This window comes from Rheinheimera gaetbuli, from assembly GCF_054781935.1.
On the sequence record NZ_BAAGTL010000006.1, the window covers coordinates 136,266 to 159,580 of the forward strand.

Consider the following 23,315-nt stretch of genomic DNA (forward strand, 5'->3'; position numbering starts at 1 on the left):
CGCAGTATACTACTTGTCAGATTAAGAACTGCAAACATAAAAAAGGCGGCAAAAGCCGCCTTATAGTACTCATGATGACTATCAGAAGCTAACGGTTAAATCTGCTGAGCAGGTGTCAGTGCCTGCCAGGCATATTTTATAGCTTACTGTTGCTGCCTGTGAGTTAAAGCGATCACGGTAGCGACCGTTGTCGCTGGTTGTATCAATTAACTGACTATCGCGGTAAATATCAACCGAGTCTGCCGTCCCTGTCCAGCGCAGGTCAACAATAGTTGAACCGGTGCGGGTACGTATTGAACGCTGCAATGTAAGAGCTAATTCGCTATCAGCTTCGTTAACAGTAACGGATTTTACAACCGTGTTGCTAAGCCCGGTGCTGTCGGTAGCGGTCAAACTAACGTTATAGCTTCCCGCAGCTGCGTAGCTGTGTGTTACCAGGGCGTCGGTCGAGCTGTTACCATCACCAAAATCCCAGCTGATACTTTGAATATCATTGTCTGCATCAGTTGACATATCGGTGAATGTGACTGTTAAACCCGATACGCTATAGCTGAAATCAGCAACGGGTGCTACCGGATCCGGGTTGGTATCACCATCAGACAGAGCAGTTAACGTCAGATTCCAGCTGTTTAGCGTGCCTGTATCTAAACCTGCATTATCAGACACCAGTAATGTCCAGTCACCCTGCATTGCTTCGCCATTAAAGACATCTAGCTGCCAGCTTTGGACTAAATCGTCAGCATTGCTGCCAGAACGGTTATGTAAGGTGTGTTCAGTACCCTGTGGTGAGCGCAACTTAACCAGCAAGTCACCGCGCCAGGTGTGCGTAATGTTTACGCCAACATCGGTGCCAAATACTGCGCCTGCTTGCGCTACATTTATAATGCTGGCGATGCCTTCAGCATTGTTGTCCGGGATGGCAATTGGTGTGGGGTTTTCAAATTCATAGTCTTGCAGGCCTTGCGGTAGCACGCTGAGGCTGGCATCAACAGATTTGACCAATTCACCACTTGCTGCATCGGTGCCGGTAATAGTAAATTGATAGTTACCCCAGGCCGTGTCGGCCGCAGTGGTCACGTCCAACGTTACTGATTGACCCGGCTGTGCAGTTGTAGCTGATAAGCTGACACCGGCTAAATCCGGTTGCACGTCGACACTGAGTAATACATCGCCCATCCAATCGGCAATATTGCCAATATCCAAGGTGTACTGGGCTGCGTTGCCAGCGATAACGTGCTGTGTTCTTGGGCTTAGTGCCAGTTTGAAAGACGGTGTAGGGTCCGCTGCATCGAGCGCATTCACCAAGTTTAACCGTTTACCTGATACTGTTTTGCCTTCCAGTGCAGGTAGTGCATCACCAGAGTCCATCAGTATGGCTTTCATTTCCAGCGCTGACAGCTCAGGGTTAACTGACCATAGCAGCGCAGCTGCGCCGGCTACATGCGGTGAGGCCATTGATGTACCTGAATAGCTAGCATAGCCAGCACCTGGCACGGTTGACAAAATGGCTGAACCCGGAGCACCAAGATCGACTGAGGTTGCGCCGTAGTTCGAAAAACCCGACATCGCATCATTGCGATCGGTTGATGCAACCGACACGATTATGTCTGAATCATATGCCGCAGGGTACATCGGTGTTGAATCGGCGTTACCGCCATCATTACCAGACGCGGCAATAAATAAGATACCTGCATCACCCGCTGATTCGATAGCAGCTTTTAAAGTCTCAGAAAAACCACCGCCCCCCCAGGAATTGTTAGTCGCCTTTATATCAACACCATGGTTTACTTTCAGATCAGTGAAATAGTTAATACACTCAATAGCGCCAGCTGTGCTGCCGCCGCTAGGGCCCAGGAACTGACAAGGTAATAGTGTTACGTTCCAGTTCACGCCCACAACCCCAGTGCCATTGTTACCAGATGCACCGATTGTGCCGGCAACATGGGTGCCATGGCTGTCGCTGTCCATCGGATCTTGTGCTGCATTTAACGTAGAGTAGCCATAAGTACTGCCTGGCAGGTTACCAGGGTTGACCCAGCGGTTATCGATTAAATCCGGGTGGTTGTAGTCCATGCCGCTATCAATAACACCGATAATAATATTGCGACTACCGGTAGTAATATCCCACGCGTCTACTGCTTTGATGTCAGCACCGGCAGTGCCGCCAGCCTGGCCTGTGTTGTGTAACCCCCATAAATCGCCGAAGCGCGGATCATTAGGTGTTGCCAAGGCTTTTAATGGAAAATCCGGCTCTGCAATTTCAACGGCAGGGTTAAGTGTTAACTTTTTAATTAACCGCTCTCTGTCGGCCCCTTTGGGTACCTTAACTTGTACAATTCTGCCATCTGCCACATAGCGCATTTTCATGTCGCGGCCTTGCTCATCCAGTTGCCTTAAGCTCGCCCCAGCATTTTTAACCACCTCGACACGCTCCTGCTTGGCAACGCCAGGCTTAAACATGACCAGTATTGTGTCTTCCCCCGAACCGGTCGCGGCAACTGCCGAAACTGAAGAAAGGCTTGCCGCGATGGCAAGAGCGATAAGATTTTTTCTCATCATAGTTATTATCCAATTTTAATTAAGTGTTAAACATGTATTTCAAGTGTTGCACAATAATGGATAGCACGAGTAGAAGCTTTATTTAAACGTTTTAAAAAAAATAACCCAAAAGTATTAGTCATATAGGATAGGTAAATGTTAACTATATATCCTAATTGATTGGTTTTAATGCTTATAATAAATTAATTTGTGTTACGTAAACGTGAAAAAATAGGCGTTTATTCCTATTGCAGCTTTTGAGCAGTGCTTTAGCCTAGGTCTGTAAATTAGGTGAGGGGGTAATGGTGAATAAGATGTTGAAGTGGGCTGCAGTTGTATGGTTGGCGCTGGCAACTTGCCAGATCAGCGCAGATGTATCAGTGCAGTTCACGTCATTATTGGAACGCCACGCGCTGGCAAATGGTGTCGATATTGCCCAATTTGGTGACTTAAATGTTGCTGATGTTACGCAGTCGGGGCAGGGGCACTATGCGCTTTTAATCCAGCAAGGCTTGCTAAACCAAATATTGCTGCAGCAACGCGGAGTGGGGCACAGTGCGCAAATCAGCCAATATGGCAACAACAATTCTGCTCTGGTTGTTCAATATGGTGAAAATAACCAGATCCAGATAGAGCAATGGGGCAACCGACACTTTTCGATTGAGCAGTCCGGCGTCGGTGAGACCATTTCTATAGTGCAGTACTAATGAAATTCAGTACTAATGAAATACTAATAATAAGTTAGGGAGAATGTGATGAAACTTAGTTTTCCACGCAAACACATGCTGGGCTTAGCTATTGCGCTAGTCGTCAGTGGTCAGGCTTTTGCCACTGGCAATGAAGCAATTGTCAACCAAACATCAACGTCGGCAGCTGAAGGTAACCTTGCAGAAGTAACACAGAGCGGTGATATTAACCTTGCGGTTGTTGAGCAAAATGGTGCTTTAAATACGACGGCTATTACTCAAAATGGTGTCTGGACAGAGGCCTACACCTTTGTTGCAGGTGATGACAATCAGATCCGCATTGAGCAAACCGATAACTGGCACATTAGCATTGTTGATATTGCCGGCCAGGAAAATACCGCTACATCGACTCAAAGCGGTTTTTTTAATCAGGCACAGGTGGTCGTAAACGGCGACGCGAACGACACTGCAGTGATTCAGGCAGGTGAATTTAGCGAGGCTATAGTATCGCTAACCGGAAATACCAACCTGGTAGAGATTGAACAAAATGGTAACAGTAACTGGGCCAATGCGGGTTTTGTCGGCAATGACAACGAGTTGATGGCATTGCAGGAAGGCAATAATAACGAAGCAGGCATGTTTAACCTGACCGGCAATGGCAATGTCTTCGAATCCGAGCAGTCCGGTGATGGCAATGTGGGTGGCGTGGTAGGTTTACAAGGCGACAACAACGATGTTGCTGTGCTGCAAGACGGTAATGCCAACGTTTTTATTGCTTTTGATGTAAATGGTAATAATAACCTGGTTGATGTGCTGCAGCGCGGCGATGGTAATGAGTTTCTGCTCGAGCCTTTAGCCGGCGATGATAACCTTGTTTTGATAGATCAGCGTGGTAACGGCAACGTTATTGAGGCACCTGTTGGCTTGGTTGGCAATGACAACCAAATCGATGTTTGGCAACGTGGTGACGCCAATAGTGCCTTTTTTGCCACTGAGGGTGATGGCCACAATGTCGAAATTCGCCAGCAAGGCGATGGTAACGTAAGCGAAATGGTGCTGATAGGCGCTAACAACATCGGTAACATTTATAGCAACGGCGATAACAACATTGCCGGTATTGGCTTTAACGGTGCAAATAACCTGGCAGAAATTCGCCAGCTTGGTGATGAAAACTTTGCCGTGGTAGATGTTATTGGTGATGACAATACCTTCGACATAGAGCAAAAAGGCACAGAAAACACCGCACTTTTTACCAGTGAAGTTGCTGTATCAGCAAACAGTGTCACTGTTTCACAAGACGGTGGTATTAATCTGGTAGATATTTTACTGGCTGGCAATGCCAACAGTATTGATATCTTGCAATCGGGCAGGGGTAACTGGGTTGCTGGTGACAACGATTATTTTGCCGTTACCGGTGACAACGGTTTAGTTAATATCACGCAACAAGGCAATGACAACCTGGTGTTAGGTAGTCAGGGTGGCAGTGCAAACCTGATGACAGTAACACAGGTGGGTGATTTCAATACCGCTATTGTGGTACAAAACTAAGTTGTTTAAGGGCGGCGTAAGCCGCCTTAATTTGTGTATCAAAATGAAAAATTATGTTCGTACGCTATTTATCTGGCTGCTGTTAAGTGTTCCTGCGGTAGCAGACGATATTGCCCTTGGTGGTTTAGTGCTGGACCGCACCATTTCGCGCTTCGGTAAAGATTTCTCTTTTTATTACTCTGGTTATTGGCGTGATATGCCCTCGACAGAAGGTGTAACCGTTGTGATTTATGAGCAGGTTTATCCGCAAGCCGGCACCTTTCTTTGGGTTGAGATGAACCAAAAGCGTATCTACCAGACCTATTTTGGCCGCAGATATAATGATGTAAAAAATATGGCTGAGCAGGCCGTATTGCTTAGTATTAATGAACTGGCGAATATTCAGACAGAAAAAATGCTGGGACAAAATGACGTAATGATGTAGTAAGGGGAATAACAATAATGAAACTGAAGTACCTCTTGTTGTTTGCATGCAGTTCTGTGGTTAACGCTACGGAGTTAGTTTACACGCCAATTAATCCAAGTTTTGGTGGTAATCCGTTAAACGGTAATTTTTTGCTACAAAAAGCCCAGAGTCAAAATGCACATAAGCCAGAAGATAGAGGCTTGTCATTTGTCGAGAAATTTCAAGATGCACTAGAGCGCAATATTATTAACTCGCTTACCCGCCGCATCGCTGATGGTGAGTTGGTCGAAGGTGTTTATAATACTGGCGAGTTTTTAATTGAGATAAATAATGGCACCGATGGCAGTGTTATAGTGCACATCACCAATCTGGAAACCGGTGAAGTTACCGTTATTACTATTCCAGTGATTGGAGGCTGAGCATGAAAGTCTTATTTGTCACGACAGCCATATTGCTTGGCGGCTGCTCACTAATACCCAAGCCAACGCTAAATATTACACCTGCAGCAATTGATACTGTTAGCCCATTAATGCAGCAGTTACAACAACAGGGGGCACCACGTACGGCTATTCCTGTGTCGGTATATGCGTTTCGCGACCAGACCGGACAGTATAAACCGCAGGCCAATGTATCAAGTTTTTCTACTGCGGTAACGCAAGGCGCAACATCGGTATTAACTCAAATTCTACTTGATAGTGGCTGGTTTGCGCCGTTGGAGCGGGAAGGGCTACAAAATCTGCTTACCGAGCGCAAAATACAGAGTTCAAACAAAAAGTCTCAGGAATTACCGCCACTAAAAGAAGCAAGGCTATTGTTTGAAGGCGGGATTACCGGTTACGAAACCAATTTAACCACCGGTGGTATTGGCGCAGAATATTTTGGCATTGGCGCGTCCGAGTTATATCGTGAAGATCAGGTCACCGTTTACTTGCGTGCAGTAGATGTTCACACAGGGCAGGTGTTGATGTCGGTTTCCAGTACGAAAAAAGTATTTTCGCAAGAGCTGCGCGCCGGGCTGTTTCGCTATGTGTCGTTAAATCGCTTGGTTGAAGCTGAGGGCGGTTACTCTACCAACGAACCCGTGCAGTATTGTGTACGCCAGGCAATTGAAGCCGCAGTGGCTGAAATAGTGCTGCAGGGACAGCAGCGCGGCTTTTGGCGCGCCGACAGTCAAAATGCTTTAAATGACAGCGGAGCATCATAACGTGTTGCTCCCTGTTGCGACCGCAGCAATTCAACCCGGTTTCTGGCCTGCGTTTTGCGAAAGATAGCAGACAAGTGAGCTTTGACAGTATGTGCACTAATATTGAGCTGCTCGGCAATCTCTTTGTTACGTGCACCTTCTGCTACCAGTTGAATAATACGTTTCTCTTGTTTGGTCAGCAAATGGCTGTCTGACAGCGTAGTTGACTTGTGCATCGAGGCTAACTTAGGTTTGAGCAGTTCATCCAATAGCTCAGACATTACCAACCGGCTATAGTAAAGTTGCCCGTTCATCATGGTTTTTAACGCTGTTAGCACGCGATCTAATTGTTCGTCCCGAAATACGATGCCACGAATACCAGCATGAACCGCCATTTTAATATCAACCATAGAGCGCTCTGCCTGAAATAAAAAACATGGCGCTTTCTTTTGTAAATACTGTAATTCTATCGATAAGCCTTTTTTATTTAAATCCGAGCTTAGATAAGGGCAGGCAAGCAAAGTGCCGGTTTTTTGTTCTGCGCCAGCCATAAGTGCTACCCTGCTTTTTTGTTCAACCTGCAGCCCAACTGACTGAGCCAGCAATACCAGACTATGCGGTGACTCTTGCTCTGTAATCACCACCAGTTTGTTAAACTTATCCATCAGATAAACTTCCTTACAACCTAACTACATTGATACTGCTATCGCTTATACTGTACCCGCTGTGGTCTTAATGCAACCATTTAACTTAATGTTTAATATTTGGTGACAAGCATTGTTAGCATACAAGGAGTTAAATTGAAAAAACTGTTATTAGTTTGTCTTGGTAATATCTGCCGTTCGCCAACTGCGCATGCCATTTTACGGCAAAAAACGGCTGAACGGGCAATCACGTTGGAAATCGAGTCTGCCGGTACCAGCGCTTCGCATAAAGGCCAGGCACCGGACCCTCGCAGTGTACGCGAAGGCGAGCGCCTGGGTTATAGTTTTTCTGGTATCAGATCACGGCAAGTACTGGACAGTGACTTTGCTTATTACGATCTTATTCTGGCGATGGATACTGATAACCTGGCTGAACTAAGACGGCGCTGTCCGGCGGCTTTTCAGCATAAATTACAATTATTTTTGCAGTATCATCCACAGTATCCGCAATATAGTGAAGTGCCAGATCCTTATTATGGTGGCAGCAAAGGTTTTGCTATGGTTTTGCAATTGATTGAACAAGGATGTGATGGCTTGTTACAACAGCTGACATAAAGCGCTAAGAGGCGGCACCGCTATGTTTTGCTTAATTTTTAAGCGGCAATATGTATAAGCGCAAATTTTGTCATAAATTATGCCAACATCAGCATTGAATTTACGTCCAGAAGTCTATAACTTGCTTGGCAGGTTAATAAGCATAGGATAAACATCGTGACCACCTGGACGCCCCAAAGCTGGCGCAGCCTGCCGATCCAACAGCAACCAAGCTATCAGGATCAGCAGTTATTGCATCGTGTTGAACAGCAACTGCACAAATATCCGCCATTGGTGTTTGCGCAAGAAACACGCGATTTATTTAGTCAGCTGGGCAATGTTGCCCAGGGCAACGGCTTTTTATTACAAGGTGGCGATTGCGCCGAAAGCTTTAACGATTTTAATGCGCCGAAAATTCGCGATACCTTTAAAGTGTTACTACAGATGGCCGTGGTATTAACCTTTGCCGGCGGTTTGCCAGTGGTAAAAGTTGCACGCATGGCTGGTCAATATGCCAAACCACGTTCAAGCGATTTAGAAACTATCGATGGTGTGTCATTGCCCAGTTATCGTGGCGATATCGTCAACAGTTTTGAATTTACTGATGCTGCCAGACAGCCTGATCCGAATCGGCTGACTACGGCCTATCATCACTCCGCGGCAACTTTGAACCTGCTACGGGCTTTTGCTCAGGGCGGGCTGGCTGATTTGCATCAGGTAAGTAAGTGGAACCTGGGGTTTGTTGAGTCAAACCCGTTAAAAGACCGCTATCAGGATGTGGCGCAGCGGGTGCAGGAAGCGCTGCGTTTTATGGAGATTTGCGGCATTACCGCGCAAAACTCACCGTCGATCCGCGAGACGCAGCTTTTCACTTCACATGAAGCCTTACTGCTAAATTATGAAGAAGCATTAACCCGACGTGATTCACTCACCGGTGATTGGTATGACTGCTCGGCGCATATGGTGTGGATTGGCGAGCGTACCCGCCAGCTTGATCATGCCCATATCGAGTTCTTCCGCGGTATTCATAACCCGGTAGGGGTGAAAATTGGCCCAGGCATGCAACCGGACGAGCTGATAAAACTGATTGATGCGTTAAACCCGAATAATATTCCGGGGCGTTTAACGCTGATCACCCGCATGGGCGCAGATAAACTGGCGGATAAACTGCCGCAGTTGGTACGCCGGGTGCAGCAGGAAGGGCGCAAAGTGGTCTGGAGTTCAGATCCGATGCATGGCAATACCGTTAAAGCCAGCAACGACTACAAAACCCGTGACTTTGAAGCCATATTGCGTGAGATCCGTAATTTCTTTGCGGTGCACAAGGCAGAGGGGAGCCATGCTGGCGGTATTCACCTGGAAATGACCGGTGAGCATGTGACTGAATGTACCGGCGGTGCCTACGGTTTGAGTGAGCATGATTTAGGTAAACGTTACTTCACCCAATGCGATCCGCGTTTAAATGCTGATCAGGTACTGGAATTAGCCTTCCTGATTGCCGATACTTTACGCACAGCGCGTAAATAATCACGCGCTCACAGGAGCGTAAGTGTTATCAGAACAGGCTAAGGACGCTGGCCGGCATGCAACAGCAGGCCAGCGTTATTGTGTTGGCATAGTGGGCGCAGGCAGCGTTGGTTGCTATTTAGGCGCTCATCTGTGTCAGGACAATTCGCTGGATGTAAAATTCTTTGGCCGCGAAGCCATGGCCCTAGAACTGGCTGCCCATGGCTTAAGTGCTACCTCGTTTGATCACCAACCCTTTTTTGCCCAACCGGTGGCATTTTACAGCTCGCTTAACAGTTTAATTGAGTGCGATGTGGTGTTGCTTACAGTAAAAGCTACCGCACTGGTGCCGATGCTAACGCAGCTAAAACGTTTTTTACGGCCCGAAGTGCCGGTAGTGGCAATGCAAAACGGTATTGGTATCGGAGAAATGTTAAACCAGGATTTAGCCAACCCGGTATTGCGGGCAATAGTGCCGTTTAATGTGGTAAAAAACCGCGCCGGCCAATTTCACCGTGCCAGTGCCGGTGCTATTGTCTGGCAGCAGAGCCATCACGTTGCAGTAAATTATGCTATTCAGGCGTTTGCACAGTTAAATCTGCCGGTACAGTTATGTGCGGATATTACCGCGGCAGAGTACGGCAAGTTGCTGTTGAATTTAAATAATGCGTTAAATGCCATTAGCGGCTTGCCGCTGTTGCAACAATTGCTTGACCGCAAATGGCGCTTGTTGCTGGCTGCTGCAATGCAGGAATGGTTAAATATTTGCCATAAAGCCGGCGTAAAACCGCTGGCGTACACGGCGTTGCCCAACGCCTTATTGCCCTGGTTGTTGCGTTTGCCGACGGTGGTGTTTCGTCGCGCTGCCGCCAGAATGCTGGCTATTGATGAGCAGGCCCGCTCATCGATGTCCGACGACATACGCAGCCACAAGCGCACCGAAATTATGTTTTTAAATGGCGCCGTAGTGCGGATGGCGCAACTACATCAGACAACGGCACCGGTAAACAGCTTATTGGTTGAACAAATAAAACGGCTGGAGAGCGGCAACGCAGCGCTGCAAATTGACGAGCTGCTACGTCAGGCCGGGCTTAATACTTATGCCGCTTCAAGCCGGTTTTGGCGATAATTTTTGCCGAGATCTCCTCTATCGATAAATGGGTCGAATTTAAATACGGGATCTGTTCGCGCAGATACAAATTCTCTACCTCAGCCAGCTCAAGCTGACACTGCCGTAAAGAGGCATATCGGCTGTTGGCCCGACGCTGTTCGCGAATTTGGCTTAACCGTTCCGGTGTAATGGTTAAACCAAATAGTTTAGCTTTATTACGTTTTAGCACCTCAGGCAGGCGCAGTTGCTCCATGTCTTCTTCAACAAAAGGGTAGTTTGCCGCTTTAATACCGTATTGCAATGCCAAATACAGACTGGTTGGCGTTTTACCTGACCGGCTGACACCCACCAGAATAATATCGGCCTGATCAAAGTTTTTTAAATTAGAACCATCATCGTTGGCCAGGGCATAGTTGACGGCGTCGATACGAAAATCATAGGTTTTTTCGTGAATACTGTGGGTGCGGTGGGTTTTCGGCACTGGCGCAACGCCTAACTCGCGCTGTATTGGTTCAACAAAGGTATTGAGAAAGTCATAGCAGATGCCGTTACTGCTGTTAATTATTTGCCGTAGCGTATCGTCAACAAAGGTTTGGAAGATCAAAGGCCGTTGTCCCGTTGTTTTATAACGATCGTTAATGCGTTGCTTTACTTGATCGGCCATATCGCTGGTTTCAACAAATGGGATGGTAACGTGTTCAAATTGTGCGGGAAAAAGCGTTAGTAAGGCATGTCCAAACACTTCTGCCGTGATGGCGGTACCGTCTGATATATAAAAGGCTGTACGCACATGCACTCCATTTGTAGTTATAAAATTACATTGAAAATTAAGGTTTTAATTCATTCCGGCGCCGGTGTAAAATTACCCCGCCTTGTAATGCTTGCTGTAAGCTTACACGCCACGCGACAAAAATTGGAGATGAACTGTGCAAGAATTTGTGATTTGGTATGAAAACCTGGGGATGCACGATGTAAACCGGGTTGGCGGTAAAAACGCTTCCCTTGGCGAGATGATCAGTAACCTGGCTAATGCCGGTGTGCAGGTGCCGGGCGGTTTCGCCACCTCAGCCTATGCTTTTAACCAATTTCTTGAACAAAGCGGCGTCAACGAGCGCATTTATCAGCTGCTTGACGGTCTGGATGTTGACGACGTGACGGCCCTAGCCAAGGCCGGTGCACAAATCCGGCAATGGGTTATCGATACGCCGTTTCAGCCGGAGTTAGAGCAAGCCATTCGTGAAGCCTATCAGCAACTACACCCAGATGCAGCTCAGGACGTGTCTTTTGCCGTACGCTCATCTGCCACCGCTGAAGATATGCCAGATGCCTCTTTTGCCGGTCAGCAGGAAACCTTTTTAAACGTGCGTGGCTATGATGCGGTGATCGTCGCCATTAAACACGTTTTTGCTTCATTATTTAACGACCGCGCTATTTCTTACCGCGTGCATCAGGGCTATGACCATCGCGGTGTGGCGCTCTCGGCCGGTGTACAAAAAATGGTGCGCTCAGATTTAGCCGCATCGGGCGTAATGTTCAGTATTGATACCGAGTCAGGCTTTGAAGAGGTGGTGTTTATTACCTCTTCCTATGGCTTAGGTGAGATGGTGGTGCAGGGCGCGGTTAACCCGGATGAGTTCTATGTACATAAACCGACATTGGCCGCAGGGCGCCCGGCGGTGGTAAAACGCAATCTGGGCAGTAAAAAAGTCGAGATGGTTTACTCGGGCGAGCAAGGCCACGGCAAGCAAGTTAAAGTAGTTGATATTGATATTTCGCGCAGTCGACAGTTTTCACTGACCGATGCTGAAGTTGAAGAATTAGCCAAGCAAGCGGTGATTATAGCTAACCACTATGGCCGGGCAATGGATATCGAATGGGCCAAAGACGGTAACGATGGCAAGCTGTATATCGTGCAGGCGCGGCCAGAAACAGTAAAAAGCCGTGAAGACAGCAATAACATGGAACGCTTCCAGCTGCTGGCCAAAGCCCCGGTATTGGTTGAAGGCCGTGCTATTGGCCAGCGCATCGGTGCCGGTACCGCCAAGGTGCTAAAAGGTATAGAGCAGATGGATCAAATTCAGCCGGGTGATGTGTTGGTAACCGACATGACCGACCCGGATTGGGAACCGATCATGAAGCGGGCCTCAGCCATTGTAACCAACCGCGGCGGCCGTACCTGTCATGCTGCTATTATCGCCCGCGAACTGGGCATTCCGGCAGTAGTTGGCTGTGGTGATGCCACCAGTAAAATTAGCACCGGCCAGCAGGTTACCGTGTCTTGTGCTGAAGGTGATACCGGCTTTATTTATGACGGCAAGCTGGAATACAAAGTGGTAAGTAGCCGGGTTGACCAAATGCCGAAGTTAGATTTAAAAATTATGATGAACGTAGGCAACCCGGAGCGGGCGTTTTCGTTTGCCAAGCTGCCACATGCCGGCATCGGCCTGGCGCGGCTGGAGTTTATTATTAACCGTATGATTGGCGTGCACCCCAAAGCACTGCTTAACTTTGACGCCCAAACGCCGGAGCTTAAAGCCACTATCAGCGAGATGATGGCCGGTTATGCTGACCCGGTCGAGTTTTATATCGCCAAGCTGACTGAGGGTATTGCCGCACTCGCTTGTGCTTTTGCGCCGCAAAAAGTCATAGTACGGATGTCTGATTTTAAATCGAACGAATATGCTAATTTAGTCGGCGGTCGCCAGTACGAGCCACACGAAGAAAACCCGATGATCGGCTTTCGCGGCGCCTCGCGTTATATCTCCAAAGACTTCCGTGATTGCTTTGCGCTAGAAGTTGAAGCATTAAAGCGGGTACGTAATGTAATGGGCTTTACTAACGTTGAGGTGATGATCCCGTTTGTGCGTACTTTAGGTGAGGCTAGCGCGGTAATCGATTTGTTGGCTGAGCATGGCTTAAAGCGTGGTGATAATGGCCTGCGCGTAATTATGATGTGTGAACTGCCATCTAACGCACTGCTGGCAGAAGAGTTTCTGGAGTACTTTGATGGTTTCTCTATCGGTTCGAACGATTTAACCCAGTTAACGCTGGGGCTGGACAGAGACAGCGGCCTGATCGCGCACTTATTCGATGAGCGTAATCCGGCAATATACAAGCTGCTTGAAATGGCCATTAAAACCTGTAAAGCCAAAGGCAAATATATAGGCATTTGCGGCCAGGGCCCATCAGATCACGAAGATTTTGCCGCCTGGCTAATGCAGCAGGGCATCGACAGCTTATCGCTTAACCCGGATACGGTGCTGGAAACCTGGCTATACCTGGCCGAGAAATACGGTAAAAACTAAGTTTGTAATCACACCCCGCTTAAGCGGGGTGTGATTTTTTAAATTGTTGTAAAGCTCAGGTACCGCAAAAAGTATTACCAATACATTGTTCTGTTGTCGGCGGCAGGGCCAAGTCTGTATTGTCATTATCCAACTTAAAAGGCGTTGCCAGTGCTTTATTTAGCCGATTAAACAGGCGTAAATCGCCCTGTTCAGTCGCTTCAGCTATTGCCTTGGCAATTAAATGGTTGCGTGGTATTAAGGCTGGGTTGCAGGCGTCCATCTGTTGCTGGACCTCACTAAGCGCTAAACCTTGCTCAGCTAGCCGTATTTGCCAGCGGTTAGCCCACTGCTGCCAATTGCTGCTATCGGCAAAAAGCTTGGCAGCGCCTTGCGTTGCATTGGCAACTGACTGGCTTAACAAGCGAAATGTTTGGCTGAAGTCTGTGCTGTTTTCGCTCATCAGGTTAAGTAAATCTCTGATCAGCACTTCGTCGTCTTTTGTGGCTGACTTAATGCCAATTTTTTCACCCATCAGCAGTAAAAATACCGCTTCGTTTTCGCCGTTAAACTGCTGCAGTGCTGCTGCAGCCAGTTCAACAGCCTGTTCGCTCTGCTCGTGTAATAATGGCAGTAGTGTTTCGGCAAAGCGTGCCAGATTCCAACTGGCTATCCGCGGCTGATTACCCCAGGCATAGCGGCCTTGTTTGTCGATAAAGCTGTATACCTGCGCCGGGTTAAAGCTGTCCATAAAAGCGCAGGGGCCATAATCGATGGTTTCGCCGGTAATGCTCATATTGTCGGTATTCATTACGCCATGAATAAAGCCGATGCTCATCCATTTGGCAATCAGGGTGGCTTGAGCACTGATAACCGCTTCAAGTAACGCCAGATAAGGGTTAGCTGCTTGCGCACACTGTGGATAATGCCGGGCTATTACATAGTCGGCAAAGGTTTTCAGCTGGACTGCATCACTATGGGCGGCAATATACTGAAAACTGCCGATACGAATATGGCTTTTTGCTACCCGGGTAATAATAGCGCCGGGCTCGGCGGTTTCGCGTTGCAGCCAATCGCCGGTTAACACCGCTGCAAGTGCCCGTGTTGTTGGAACACCCACCGCATGCATGGCTTCGCTGACTAAGTACTCGCGCAGCACTGGGCCTAATGGCGCGCGGCCATCGCCGCGGCGTGAAAACGGCGTACGCCCGGCGCCTTTAAGCTGCAAATCAAACAGCTGGCCGTGAGTATCTTCCAGCTCTGCCAGCAGCAGTGCTCTGCCATCGCCTAATTGCGGCACAAAATGGCCAAACTGATGGCCGGCATAAGCATGCGCCAGCGGTTCGGTCCAATCCGGCAGGGCGTTACCGCTAAACAAACCTAAGCCAGCATCGGTTAACCAGTATTGTTCGGGTAGCTGCAGCTGCGTAGCCAATTGTTGGTTAAACGCCAGCCATTGAGGCGCTGCTACCGGCGTTGGATTGCAATGCACAGAAAAAGGGGCGCCTAACGCAGCGAGTGTATGTTGTACGGTAAAATTGCTCATAGCAGCTGTTCGCATTGATGGGTTATAGCGCTAGTGTACAGAGGGGCTGTTGCAGATACAAAAAAACCAGCAAAATGCTGGCTTAGATGTTGGTTGCGGGAGCCCTGATCTTTATGAAGAGCGAACCGACGACCTTTAGATTGTTGAATTTTAGATACAAAAAAACCTACGTTAAAGTAGGCTTAGATGTTGGTTGCGGGAGCCCTGATGTTTGTGAAGAGCGAACCGACGACCTTTAGGTTGTTGAATTTTAGATACAAAAAAACCAGCTTTATGCTGGCTTAAATGTTGGTTGCGGGAGCCGGATTTGAACCGACGACCTTCGGGTTATGAGCCCGACGAGCTACCAGGCTGCTCCATCCCGCGTCCGTAACTTAACACCGAGCAGAGTGTGTTAAGTAATTGTTTGCAATGCAGTTTCAACGTTAGTTGGTTGCGGGAGCCGGATTTGAACCGACGACCTTCGGGTTATGAGCCCGACGAGCTACCAGGCTGCTCCATCCCGCGTCCGTCATTGCGGGGCGCATCTTAGTGTTTTTGCAGGTAGCATGCAAGGGCTTATCTGCTTTTATTTTTAATAACGCGCCCGACTGCTGCTTTGTTATACAAGGTGCTGCTTTAAGCAGCAAAAATCGGTAAATACACCGCTGTTAAAAAGCCAACCGGTTAAAGCTGCTCTTCTGCTATACTGTGCGCCATTTTTGATTCGGGTGTAATGCAATGCTGCAATTCTGGGCGTTAACGTCTAAAGGCGTAGAAGAGCTGTTGGCGGATGAAATTCGTCAGCACGGTGGGGAAGTGTTAAAAGTTACCATGGGTGTGGTGCGCTTTACAGCAGAGCTACGAACGGCTTATCAGCTGTGTTTATGGTCGCGGCTGGCAACCCGGGTACTGCGGCTTATTCAGTCGGAGCCGGTAACCGCCGACAGCGACTTATATCAGGTGGCACAAAAAATTGACTGGCTGCAACATATGGCGCTGCGTAATACCTTAGCGGTAGAGTGTGTTGGCAAGCACCCGAAAATTGATAATACCCAGTTTGGCGCCATTCGATTAAAAGATGCGATAGTCGATCAATTCCGTGAAGAAACCGGCAACCGGCCCGACGTTGACCGTATGGACCCCGATGTGCGCTTTCAGGTGCGGTTAGATAAAGCCCATTTTCACTTTTTACAGGATTTCTCCGGCCCGTCTTTGCACCAGCGCGGTTATCGTGCCGGGCAGGGCGAGGCACCGTTAAAAGAGCATTTAGCGGCAGCGTTAATAAAACGCTCTGGCTGGCAAGCTGAACAACCGTTTTTTGACCCGTTTTGCGGCAGTGGCACCCTCGTTGTCGAAGCCGCGCTAATTGCACTGAATAAAGCACCGGGTTTAAGCCGGGAAAAATTTGCCTTTGAAGGCTGGCCCGGCCATCGTGATGCTATCTGGCAACAGTTAAAGCAAGACGCCAAAGCAGCAGAGCGTAGCTTGGCAGCAACAGTACAGTTTTGGGGTTCAGATTTTGATGAGCGCAATTTAGCCAAGGCCAAACAAAACGCCGCCCGTGCCGGTGTTGCCGCCTACGTGCAATTTGATTATGCCGACGCTACCACATTAAAAGCGCCGGTAACCAGTACGCCTGGCGTTATAGTAACCAACCCGCCATATGGCGAGCGCTTGGGCGATTTACCCTCGTTAATACCGCTGTACAGTAAGTTTTCACTGGCGTTAAAGCAGCATTATCAGGGCTGGCGTTTAGCTATTATTACCTCAAACACCGATTTGCTGCGTGCGCTTAGGTTATCTAAAAGCAAGAGTTATAAGTTTACTAACGGCCCGCTGGATTGTGATTTCACCCTGTTTGATTTAACCGAAAAGCAGGTAGCAACAAGCTCAGATGCGCCGGCGCTGTTTTTTAGCGAAAGCAGCTCGTTTGGCAATCGTTTAGCCAAAAACCTCAAGCAATTGCAGAAGTGGGCGAAAAAAGAAGGCTTAAGCTGCTACCGCTTATACGATGCCGATATCCCTGAATATAACGTGGCGGTAGATTGGTACGACGGCGAAGTGGTAGTGCACGAATATGCCGCGCCGGGTACAGTAGATGAGCAGGTATCACAAAAACGTTTATTTGACGTGGTAAACCAGGTACCACAGGTGCTGGGTATCAGCTCAGACAAGATGATTTTAAAGGTACGTGAGAAACAAAAAGGCACGTCGCAGTATCAGGCGTTAAATAAAGCCGGCCAATATAAAGAAGTTACCGAGTACGGTGCTACGTTTTTAGTTAACCTGCGTGATTATTTGGATACCGGTTTGTTTTTAGATCACCGCATAACGCGTCGCATGATCCAGCAGCAGGCTAACGGTAAAAGTGTATTAAATCTGTTTGCTTATACCGGCAGTGCATCAGTTCATGCGGCTATTGGTGGCGCTGCCAGTGTGACTACGGTAGATATGTCTAACACCTATTTAGACTGGGCCAAACGTAACTTCACCATTAACGGCTTAACTGGCAAGCAGTATCAGTTTGAACAAGCCGACTGCCTGCAGTGGCTTAGCCGCTGCCGCGCGCAGTTTGATTTAATTTTTGTTGACCCGCCAACCTTTTCAAACTCGAAACGGATGCAGGACAGCTGGGATGTACAGCGTGACCACGTTAACTTGTTAAATCTGTTAACTGCGCGCTTAGCACCAGGTGGCAAAGTGATTTTTTCTAACAACAAGCGCCGCTTTAAAATTGATACTCAGGCATTGAATGACGCCGGCTGGCAGGTAAAAGATATTTCAGCCGCCACCTTGCCGGAAGATTACAAGCGCAACCCGAATATTCACGTTTGTTTTGAGTTGACGCGGTAGCTGCATGCAACAACTGTTAACGTTATACAGTACCTGGGGTTGCCATTTGTGCGAGCAGGCTGAGCAATTACTGCTGCAAGCGGGGCTTGAAGGTCAGTTTCGGGTTATTGATATTGTTGATGATGAGCAGGCATTTGCCCGCTACCGCTTGATGATCCCGGTGTTATGCCGGAGTGATAACGAATTATGCTGGCCATTTGATGCAGGCCAGCTTGATAAATGGCTTAAGGATGTAAGGTAGTGGAATTATTACGTTTTCAGCAGGCGTGTTTAGCCTTTGGTACGCACCCGATATTAGACCACGTTGATTTTAGCTTGTTTAGCGGTGAACGGGTGTGTTTGGTTGGCCGCAATGGTGCTGGCAAATCGTCATTTTTAAAATTGCTGACCGGTCAGCAAAATCTGGATGATGGCCAGATAGTGGTCAACACCGGTGTGGTGTTAAGCCGCTTAGAGCAAGACCCGCCAGCCAAAATGGACGTGAAAATTGCTGACTTTATCCGTGAAGGTGCCGGCGACTTGGCCCAGATCGCACAGCGGTTTTATACCTTGTCAGAAAATTTAGACGGCGCTTCAGATGCCGACTACCGTTTGTTTGAGCAGTTACAAAGTGAAATGGATACCCGCGATGGTTGGGGGCTTGAGACGCGTGTTGCTGATTTGTGCCAGCAGTTTGATATGAACCCCGACGCCAGTTTAGCCACCTTGTCGGGTGGTTGGCTGCGCAAAGCGGCACTGGCGCGCGCACTTATCGCCAAGCCGGATATCTTGCTGCTGGATGAACCCACTAACCATCTTGATGTCGCGGCTATTCAGTGGCTGGAGCAATTTTTACTGAATTTTTCCGGTGCCATTATCTTTATCTCGCACGACAGGGCCTTTATCCGCGCCTTAGCCAGCCGTATTATTGACCTCGACCGTGGCCAGTTAACCTCGCACCCGGGCAATTATCAGGAATACCTGGATCGCAAGCAAAAAATGCTGGAAGACGAGCAGCAGCACAATGCGCTGTTTGATAAAAAGCTTGCCGAAGAAGAAGTGTGGATCCGACAAGGCATTAAAGCCAGGCGTACCCGCAACGAAGGTCGGGTCAGGGCACTTAAAGCGCTGCGCCGCGAACGCGCCGAGCGGGTAGAAACCTTGGGCAAGGTCGACTTTAATATCGAGCAGGCCGACCGCTCAGGCAAGCTGGTGTTTGAAACCAAAGCCATTAGCTGTGGCTTTAATGGCAAAACTGTCATCGATACACTGGATTTACTGGTAATGCGGGGTGACCGTATTGCTCTGGTTGGCCCTAATGGTGTTGGTAAGTCTACTTTGATCAAGCTGTTGTTAGGTGATTACCAGCATGATAGCGGCGAGATAAAACGCGGCACCAATATTGAAGTGGCTTATTTTGACCAGCATCGTATCGCGCTGGATTTAGAAGCCACAGTGCAGGACAACGTGGCCGAAGGTAAGCAGGAAATTACCCAAAACGGTAAAAGCCGGCATGTGCTTAGCTACCTGCAGGATTTTTTATTCCCACCAGCGCGTGCCCGCACCCCGGTTAAAGCACTATCTGGCGGTGAGAAAAACCGTTTGTTGCTGGCAAAGTTATTCGCCAGACCGAGCAACTTACTGATCCTCGATGAACCAACCAACGACCTGGATGTAGAAACACTGGAGTTACTGGAAGATATTTTGCAGCAATATCAGGGCACGGTGTTACTGGTAAGCCACGACCGTGAATTTGTAAACAACACCGTTACCAGTTCATTGTTATTTGCCGGACAGGGCAAGATTGTTGAAATAGCCGGTGGTTATGACGATGTAATTGCCTATCAGCAACGCAACCAAATCACCGCCACCTTACAAAAAGTGACAAAAAACAGCCCGGCTGCAGTTGAACAAACACCGGTACAGGCTTCTGTTAGCAGTGCTAAGAAGTTATCATACAAAGAAAAACGCGAACTGGAAGAGCTACCGGCACTGATAGAGCAGCTGGAAACCCAGTTGGAGGCATTGCAGTTAACTGTGAACGATGCTGAGTTTTTTAAACAAAGTAGCGAGCAAACTCAGACCACGTTGAACCTATTGCAACAGACCGAGTCGAAGCTGGCGCAAGCATATAAGCGCTGGGAACAACTAGACGCATAAAAAGAAGTATTTTAGGGGCTTAGAATGAAGTTATCTTGTATCAGTCTGGCAATATTGCCGCTGTTAAGTGTGTTTTCTGTGCAGGCGGCAGTATACAACGTCGTTGAGGTTGGCCAGGTTGATGAGCTTAAATCTACCTATGCGGCAGGCATAAATAATGCCGGTGACACGGTATTTAATGGCGCTGTTAAGGTTAGTAAGATTAACGACCGGAACCAGCGCTTTACAGACTTTCAATTGTTTAATTTTCCATTGGATTTGAGCCTGATAGATTTTGAAAACGAGACGTTACAAAGTTTTTTTACCGAGCAGCAACTGGCTGATTTGCTAAATGGCAATCTTAGTGCTGAAACCTTAAACATACTGTTAAGTGTTAACCCGGCATCTCAACCAATTGGCGACGTTATTAGCTATGTAAAATCGACCAATGCGAATGCCCAAAATAAGTTGTTACGAGACACTCAAGCCAAACGCGGCAACAGCGAATATCTATTGTCACTGAACGATGCCGGTATTGCCGTTGGCTTTGCCAGCAGCACGTTCAGCTATCAAAGCTTTACCCAGGAAGCGACCGAAGCGGTGCCAGAGCCTGCTACAGTGAATTATTGGGTACCAAATTTGCCGTATTCATCAGCTGTCGTGCTAAACAGCAATACAGTGACGACATTAGCGGCACCCTACACTGAATTAGGTGGTGGTTTTACTGTTGCCCGCAGTATCAGCAGTGATAACCGTATTGCCGGGTATGGTAGTACCGGCATGGATGATGATTTATACGAAGCACTATCAACCGCGTGTAACGGTAAAACCTTGCCGGTTGATTTATGTTTGTATAATAGCGCCACTGGCGGTAGTTATCAGCAAGGTGCCATGGTATGGCAATTGCAAAGCGATGGCAGTGTTAGCGCACCTGTTGTGTATGGCTTTTTGGGCGATAAAAATACTGGCATAGCATTTGAGGGCGAAGATGCTAATGATATTACCTATTACAGCCAGGCTAATGCAGTAAATAGCAATGGCATTGCCGTTGGTATTTCTATGTTTAGCGATTCAGATCGTACAGAACGCTATTTGTTTGGTAATTTTTATGCAAACGGTATTTATCGTCAGGCCCACGCCAGCATTTTTGTCGATGGCCAGGTGCTGCCAATTGTTGACCCGAAAGAGTGGTTTATTATTTCGCCGGGCGTTGTTGGCAGTACAGCAACCGATATCAATGACAATAATATCGTGGTAGGTTACGCCAATAAAGTGATCAACAGCGGTGTGCGCAGTAAGATGTTTGTGCACGACTATGCTGCCGGCCAAACCCGTTTTCCAACCGGTTTTTTTACCAGCTCATCTACTGTTCCTAACGCGATTAATAATATGAATCAGGTAGTGGGGAATGCTGAAGTTATTATTGGCGGTACAACCACCCGGCGTAAACACGGTTTTGTCTATGACATCACCGCCGATAGCTTTACTGACTTAAACACGTTAATAGGCTGTAATTCGCCGTACACTATCGTTGATGCGGCAGATATCAATGACAATGGTGTTATTACGGCAACAGCATTAATGAAAAAAGAAAGCCGTGATGTATTCGGCGACCCCGTGTTGGACAGCGCTGGCAACCCCATACTGGAAGATGTGTCTACAGTGCTGCAGCTGCAACCTATTCCCAATGGCGAGGCGGAAGACTGTAACGCCGCTGATAAAGAGTATGAGCGTCAGGGCGGGGCTGTAGGTTTTGCCTGGATATTGTTTGGCGCAGGCTTGCTGTGGCGCAGACGTTTTAGTCGCTAAACTGACAAAAAAGCTGCTTCGGCAGCTTTTTTTTAACTCTCAGCCTGTTGCAAACAATGGGTATAAAAGAGAGCTGTATTAGTTTAATTAGATCTAAATAAATTTGTCATCAAATCTTAAACAACTTCAGGTCGTTAGCAATTGTCAAGCCAATAATTTGCCGAATTCAGATTGAACCTTTTGCACCACTCAGCTATCAATTAAAGGGTAGCCGCTTATGATGTAGCGGTTATTTTTATCTTAAAAAAGTTGAGGAAGACTGCCGTATGAAAAGACAAAAACGTGATCGTCTGGAACGTGCTCATGCTCAAGGTTACCGCGCTGGGGTTACCGGACGGTCAAAAGAAATTTGCCCTTATCAAAGTTTAGATACGCGCTGTCAATGGTTAGGAGGCTGGCGCGAAGCAATTGAAGACAGAAGTGTAGGCTTGTTTAATAAAGGCCAGTGATTCTCTTATAATCAGTAGTAAAGCCCCGCCAATGATGCGGGGCTTTGTCATTTTAAGATAGCTAAAAGATTAAAAGCTGGAGGTGTCCTGAAACAAGCCTACTTTAAGATCAGTAGCTGTGTAGATGTCACGACCATCTACACTAACAATACCGTCTGCAATGCCCATAAACAGTTTGCGCTTAATAACGCGTTTTATATTAATGGTGTACGTCACTTTTTTTGCTGTTGGCAATATCTGTCCGGTAAACTTGACCTCGCCAACACCCAGAGCACGGCCTTTACCCGGGCCACCTGACCAACCAAGAAAAAAGCCCACTAACTGCCACATTGCATCTAAGCCTAAACACCCCGGCATAACCGGATCACCTTTAAAATGACAGGCAAAGAACCATAAATCTGGTGAAATATCTAATTCTGCTACTATTTGCCCTTTGCCATATAGGCCGCCTTCTTCAGAAATATGCACGATGCGATCCATCATAAGCATATTGTCAGAAGGTAATTGTGAGTTACCTTCGCCAAATAAGGTGCCATTACCACAGGCAATTAAATCTTCTTTTGTAAAGCTATTCTTAGTCATGTATGTTTAATCCAGTGAAAATGCCGGGCCACTTTAGCGAACACTTGTACGCCAGACAAGTCCGATTTGTCCCATTATCGCAATTTACGTCTCAGTCGTGTGATGGTTGGGGGTATGACAATGTTATTGCCACAGAGTGACAATATGACTACGAAGACACAAAAAGCACTAACTAATGCAGAAAAACAGCAGCGTTATCGCGAACGGCAAAAACAGTCCGGCAAGAAGGAACTGCGCGGTTATCTGACTCAGGAAGCACTGACGTGTTATCAGGAAATACAGCAAAAAACCCAGTGGACAGATAGCATGCTGCTCAGTAACGCGATCCGTTTAATGTATGCGGCACATAAATGTGGTCAGGTGGGCATTCTTAATAGCTGGCTGACAGAACATAAACGGTAAAACATCCGTTATCAGGTGTTGCCATAGCGGTTAAGGCGGTATAATAGCGCTATATTTCAGCCTGGAGAGAGCCG

At 47.7% G+C, this 23,315-nt stretch carries 20 protein-coding genes and 2 tRNA genes; 15 read left to right on the forward strand and 7 right to left on the reverse strand.

Features of this window, described 5'->3' with window-relative positions; all coding sequences use genetic code 11:
* Window positions 1-81: 81 nt before the first annotated feature.
* Window positions 82-2,559, reverse strand: a complete 2,478-nt coding sequence (locus tag ACYVIC_RS05595; RefSeq protein WP_460858028.1) for a S8 family serine peptidase — start codon at window positions 2,557-2,559, stop codon at window positions 82-84.
* Between the two features lie 293 nt (window positions 2,560-2,852).
* On the opposite strand from ACYVIC_RS05595, the gene ACYVIC_RS05600 reads away from it, so the two are divergent.
* From ACYVIC_RS05600 to ACYVIC_RS05620, 5 genes are read left to right on the forward strand one after another with little or no spacing between them, the layout of a single operon-like run.
* A complete protein-coding gene (locus tag ACYVIC_RS05600; RefSeq protein WP_460858030.1) occupies window positions 2,853-3,245 on the forward strand; it encodes a curlin subunit CsgB in 393 nt (130 codons plus the stop codon).
* A gap of 48 nt (window positions 3,246-3,293) precedes the next feature.
* Window positions 3,294-4,772 carry a hypothetical protein gene (locus tag ACYVIC_RS05605; protein ID WP_460858031.1) on the forward strand — a complete coding sequence of 493 codons (1,479 nt, stop codon included), beginning with the start codon at window positions 3,294-3,296 and terminating at the stop codon, window positions 4,770-4,772.
* A gap of 43 nt (window positions 4,773-4,815) precedes the next feature.
* Window positions 4,816-5,196 carry a curli production assembly/transport protein CsgE gene (locus ACYVIC_RS05610; RefSeq protein WP_460858032.1) on the forward strand — a complete coding sequence of 127 codons (381 nt, stop codon included), beginning with the start codon at window positions 4,816-4,818 and terminating at the stop codon, window positions 5,194-5,196.
* Window positions 5,197-5,213: 17 nt separating this feature from the next.
* Window positions 5,214-5,597 carry a curli assembly protein CsgF gene (locus ACYVIC_RS05615; protein ID WP_460858034.1) on the forward strand — a complete coding sequence of 128 codons (384 nt, stop codon included), beginning with the start codon at window positions 5,214-5,216 and terminating at the stop codon, window positions 5,595-5,597.
* Window positions 5,598-5,599: 2 nt separating this feature from the next.
* Window positions 5,600-6,382: a CsgG/HfaB family protein gene (locus tag ACYVIC_RS05620; protein WP_460858036.1), complete on the forward strand. Its 783-nt coding sequence runs from the start codon at window positions 5,600-5,602 to the stop codon at window positions 6,380-6,382.
* On the opposite strand, the gene ACYVIC_RS05625 is transcribed toward ACYVIC_RS05620, so the two are convergent.
* A complete protein-coding gene (locus ACYVIC_RS05625; RefSeq protein WP_460858038.1) occupies window positions 6,349-7,026 on the reverse strand; it encodes a LuxR C-terminal-related transcriptional regulator in 678 nt (225 codons plus the stop codon). The two genes, ACYVIC_RS05620 and ACYVIC_RS05625, sit on opposite strands and share 34 nt — an antisense overlap.
* Before the next feature lie 135 nt (window positions 7,027-7,161).
* On the opposite strand from ACYVIC_RS05625, the gene ACYVIC_RS05630 reads away from it, so the two are divergent.
* From ACYVIC_RS05630 to ACYVIC_RS05640, 3 genes are all read left to right on the forward strand, one after another.
* Window positions 7,162-7,620 carry a low molecular weight protein-tyrosine-phosphatase gene (locus ACYVIC_RS05630; RefSeq protein WP_460858041.1) on the forward strand — a complete coding sequence of 153 codons (459 nt, stop codon included), beginning with the start codon at window positions 7,162-7,164 and terminating at the stop codon, window positions 7,618-7,620.
* 156 nt (window positions 7,621-7,776) lie between these two features.
* Entirely contained in the window at window positions 7,777-9,126 is a 1,350-nt protein-coding gene (locus ACYVIC_RS05635; RefSeq protein WP_460858043.1) for a class II 3-deoxy-7-phosphoheptulonate synthase, read from the forward strand.
* A gap of 22 nt (window positions 9,127-9,148) precedes the next feature.
* Complete coding sequence (locus ACYVIC_RS05640) at window positions 9,149-10,234, forward strand: 2-dehydropantoate 2-reductase (RefSeq protein ID WP_460858045.1); 1,086 nt, start codon at window positions 9,149-9,151, stop codon at window positions 10,232-10,234.
* On the opposite strand, the gene ppsR is transcribed toward ACYVIC_RS05640, so the two are convergent.
* The gene (gene ppsR / locus ACYVIC_RS05645) at window positions 10,197-11,006 is read right to left on the reverse strand and encodes a posphoenolpyruvate synthetase regulatory kinase/phosphorylase PpsR (RefSeq protein ID WP_460858047.1); all 810 of its coding nucleotides are present in this window, start codon (window positions 11,004-11,006) and stop codon (window positions 10,197-10,199) included. The two genes, ACYVIC_RS05640 and ppsR, sit on opposite strands and share 38 nt — an antisense overlap.
* A gap of 136 nt (window positions 11,007-11,142) precedes the next feature.
* Here ppsR and ppsA point away from each other — a divergent pair, with 136 nt between their 5' ends.
* Window positions 11,143-13,521 (forward strand): phosphoenolpyruvate synthase, encoded by a 2,379-nt coding sequence (gene ppsA, locus ACYVIC_RS05650; RefSeq protein ID WP_460858049.1) that lies wholly within the window; start codon window positions 11,143-11,145, stop codon window positions 13,519-13,521.
* Window positions 13,522-13,576: 55 nt separating this feature from the next.
* Here ppsA and ACYVIC_RS05655 read toward each other — a convergent pair whose 3' ends face one another.
* The 3 genes from ACYVIC_RS05655 to ACYVIC_RS05665 form a co-directional block, all read right to left on the reverse strand.
* Complete coding sequence (locus tag ACYVIC_RS05655) at window positions 13,577-15,046, reverse strand: protein adenylyltransferase SelO (protein WP_460858051.1); 1,470 nt, start codon at window positions 15,044-15,046, stop codon at window positions 13,577-13,579.
* Window positions 15,047-15,335: 289 nt separating this feature from the next.
* A tRNA-Met gene (locus tag ACYVIC_RS05660) sits at window positions 15,336-15,412 on the reverse strand.
* A 64-nt stretch (window positions 15,413-15,476) separates the two neighbouring features.
* A tRNA-Met gene (locus tag ACYVIC_RS05665) sits at window positions 15,477-15,553 on the reverse strand.
* Between the two features lie 213 nt (window positions 15,554-15,766).
* Here ACYVIC_RS05665 and rlmKL point away from each other — a divergent pair.
* The 5 genes from rlmKL to rmf all read left to right on the forward strand — a co-directional run bounded on the left by rlmKL (window position 15,767) and on the right by rmf (window position 22,257).
* A complete protein-coding gene (gene rlmKL, locus ACYVIC_RS05670) occupies window positions 15,767-17,881 on the forward strand; it encodes a bifunctional 23S rRNA (guanine(2069)-N(7))-methyltransferase RlmK/23S rRNA (guanine(2445)-N(2))-methyltransferase RlmL (protein WP_460858052.1) in 2,115 nt (704 codons plus the stop codon).
* A 4-nt stretch (window positions 17,882-17,885) separates the two neighbouring features.
* On the forward strand, window positions 17,886-18,122 hold the full coding sequence (locus ACYVIC_RS05675; RefSeq protein ID WP_460858054.1) for a glutaredoxin family protein: 237 nt from the start codon (window positions 17,886-17,888) through the stop codon (window positions 18,120-18,122).
* Window positions 18,122-20,020, forward strand: coding sequence for an ATP-binding cassette ATPase Uup (gene uup / locus ACYVIC_RS05680; RefSeq protein WP_460858055.1), 1,899 nt, complete (start codon window positions 18,122-18,124; stop codon window positions 20,018-20,020). Before ACYVIC_RS05675 ends, uup begins: the two co-directional genes overlap by 1 nt.
* A gap of 24 nt (window positions 20,021-20,044) precedes the next feature.
* Entirely contained in the window at window positions 20,045-21,808 is a 1,764-nt protein-coding gene (locus ACYVIC_RS05685) for a DUF3466 family protein (protein ID WP_460858057.1), read from the forward strand.
* Between the two features lie 266 nt (window positions 21,809-22,074).
* Window positions 22,075-22,257, forward strand: coding sequence for a ribosome modulation factor (gene rmf / locus ACYVIC_RS05690; protein WP_460858059.1), 183 nt, complete (start codon window positions 22,075-22,077; stop codon window positions 22,255-22,257).
* A gap of 69 nt (window positions 22,258-22,326) precedes the next feature.
* On the opposite strand, the gene fabA is transcribed toward rmf, so the two are convergent.
* Window positions 22,327-22,839, reverse strand: coding sequence for a bifunctional 3-hydroxydecanoyl-ACP dehydratase/trans-2-decenoyl-ACP isomerase (gene fabA, locus ACYVIC_RS05695; RefSeq protein ID WP_460858060.1), 513 nt, complete (start codon window positions 22,837-22,839; stop codon window positions 22,327-22,329).
* Window positions 22,840-22,953: 114 nt separating this feature from the next.
* On the opposite strand from fabA, the gene ACYVIC_RS05700 reads away from it, so the two are divergent.
* A complete protein-coding gene (locus ACYVIC_RS05700) occupies window positions 22,954-23,241 on the forward strand; it encodes a hypothetical protein (RefSeq protein ID WP_460858062.1) in 288 nt (95 codons plus the stop codon).
* The last annotated feature ends 74 nt before the right edge of the window (window positions 23,242-23,315 follow it).

Excerpts from the sequence above, each read along its gene's own strand:
- ACYVIC_RS05700 (WP_460858062.1), top strand. The coding sequence starts at position 22,954 with ATGACAATGTTATTGCCACAGAGTGACAATATGACTACGAAGACACAA.
- ACYVIC_RS05675 (WP_460858054.1), top strand. The coding sequence starts at position 17,886 with ATGCAACAACTGTTAACGTTATACAGTACCTGGGGTTGCCATTTGTGC.
- rmf (WP_460858059.1), top strand. The coding sequence starts at position 22,075 with ATGAAAAGACAAAAACGTGATCGTCTGGAACGTGCTCATGCTCAAGGT.
- ACYVIC_RS05600 (WP_460858030.1), top strand. The coding sequence starts at position 2,853 with ATGTTGAAGTGGGCTGCAGTTGTATGGTTGGCGCTGGCAACTTGCCAG.
- ACYVIC_RS05625 (WP_460858038.1), bottom strand. The coding sequence starts at position 7,026 with ATGGATAAGTTTAACAAACTGGTGGTGATTACAGAGCAAGAGTCACCG.
- ACYVIC_RS05595 (WP_460858028.1), bottom strand. The coding sequence starts at position 2,559 with ATGATGAGAAAAAATCTTATCGCTCTTGCCATCGCGGCAAGCCTTTCT.
- rlmKL (WP_460858052.1), top strand. The coding sequence starts at position 15,767 with ATGCTGCAATTCTGGGCGTTAACGTCTAAAGGCGTAGAAGAGCTGTTG.
- ACYVIC_RS05610 (WP_460858032.1), top strand. The coding sequence starts at position 4,816 with ATGAAAAATTATGTTCGTACGCTATTTATCTGGCTGCTGTTAAGTGTT.
- ACYVIC_RS05620 (WP_460858036.1), top strand. The coding sequence starts at position 5,600 with ATGAAAGTCTTATTTGTCACGACAGCCATATTGCTTGGCGGCTGCTCA.
- ACYVIC_RS05655 (WP_460858051.1), bottom strand. The coding sequence starts at position 15,046 with ATGAGCAATTTTACCGTACAACATACACTCGCTGCGTTAGGCGCCCCT.
- fabA (WP_460858060.1), bottom strand. The coding sequence starts at position 22,839 with ATGACTAAGAATAGCTTTACAAAAGAAGATTTAATTGCCTGTGGTAAT.
- ACYVIC_RS05605 (WP_460858031.1), top strand. The coding sequence starts at position 3,294 with ATGAAACTTAGTTTTCCACGCAAACACATGCTGGGCTTAGCTATTGCG.
- ACYVIC_RS05685 (WP_460858057.1), top strand. The coding sequence starts at position 20,045 with ATGAAGTTATCTTGTATCAGTCTGGCAATATTGCCGCTGTTAAGTGTG.
- ACYVIC_RS05615 (WP_460858034.1), top strand. The coding sequence starts at position 5,214 with ATGAAACTGAAGTACCTCTTGTTGTTTGCATGCAGTTCTGTGGTTAAC.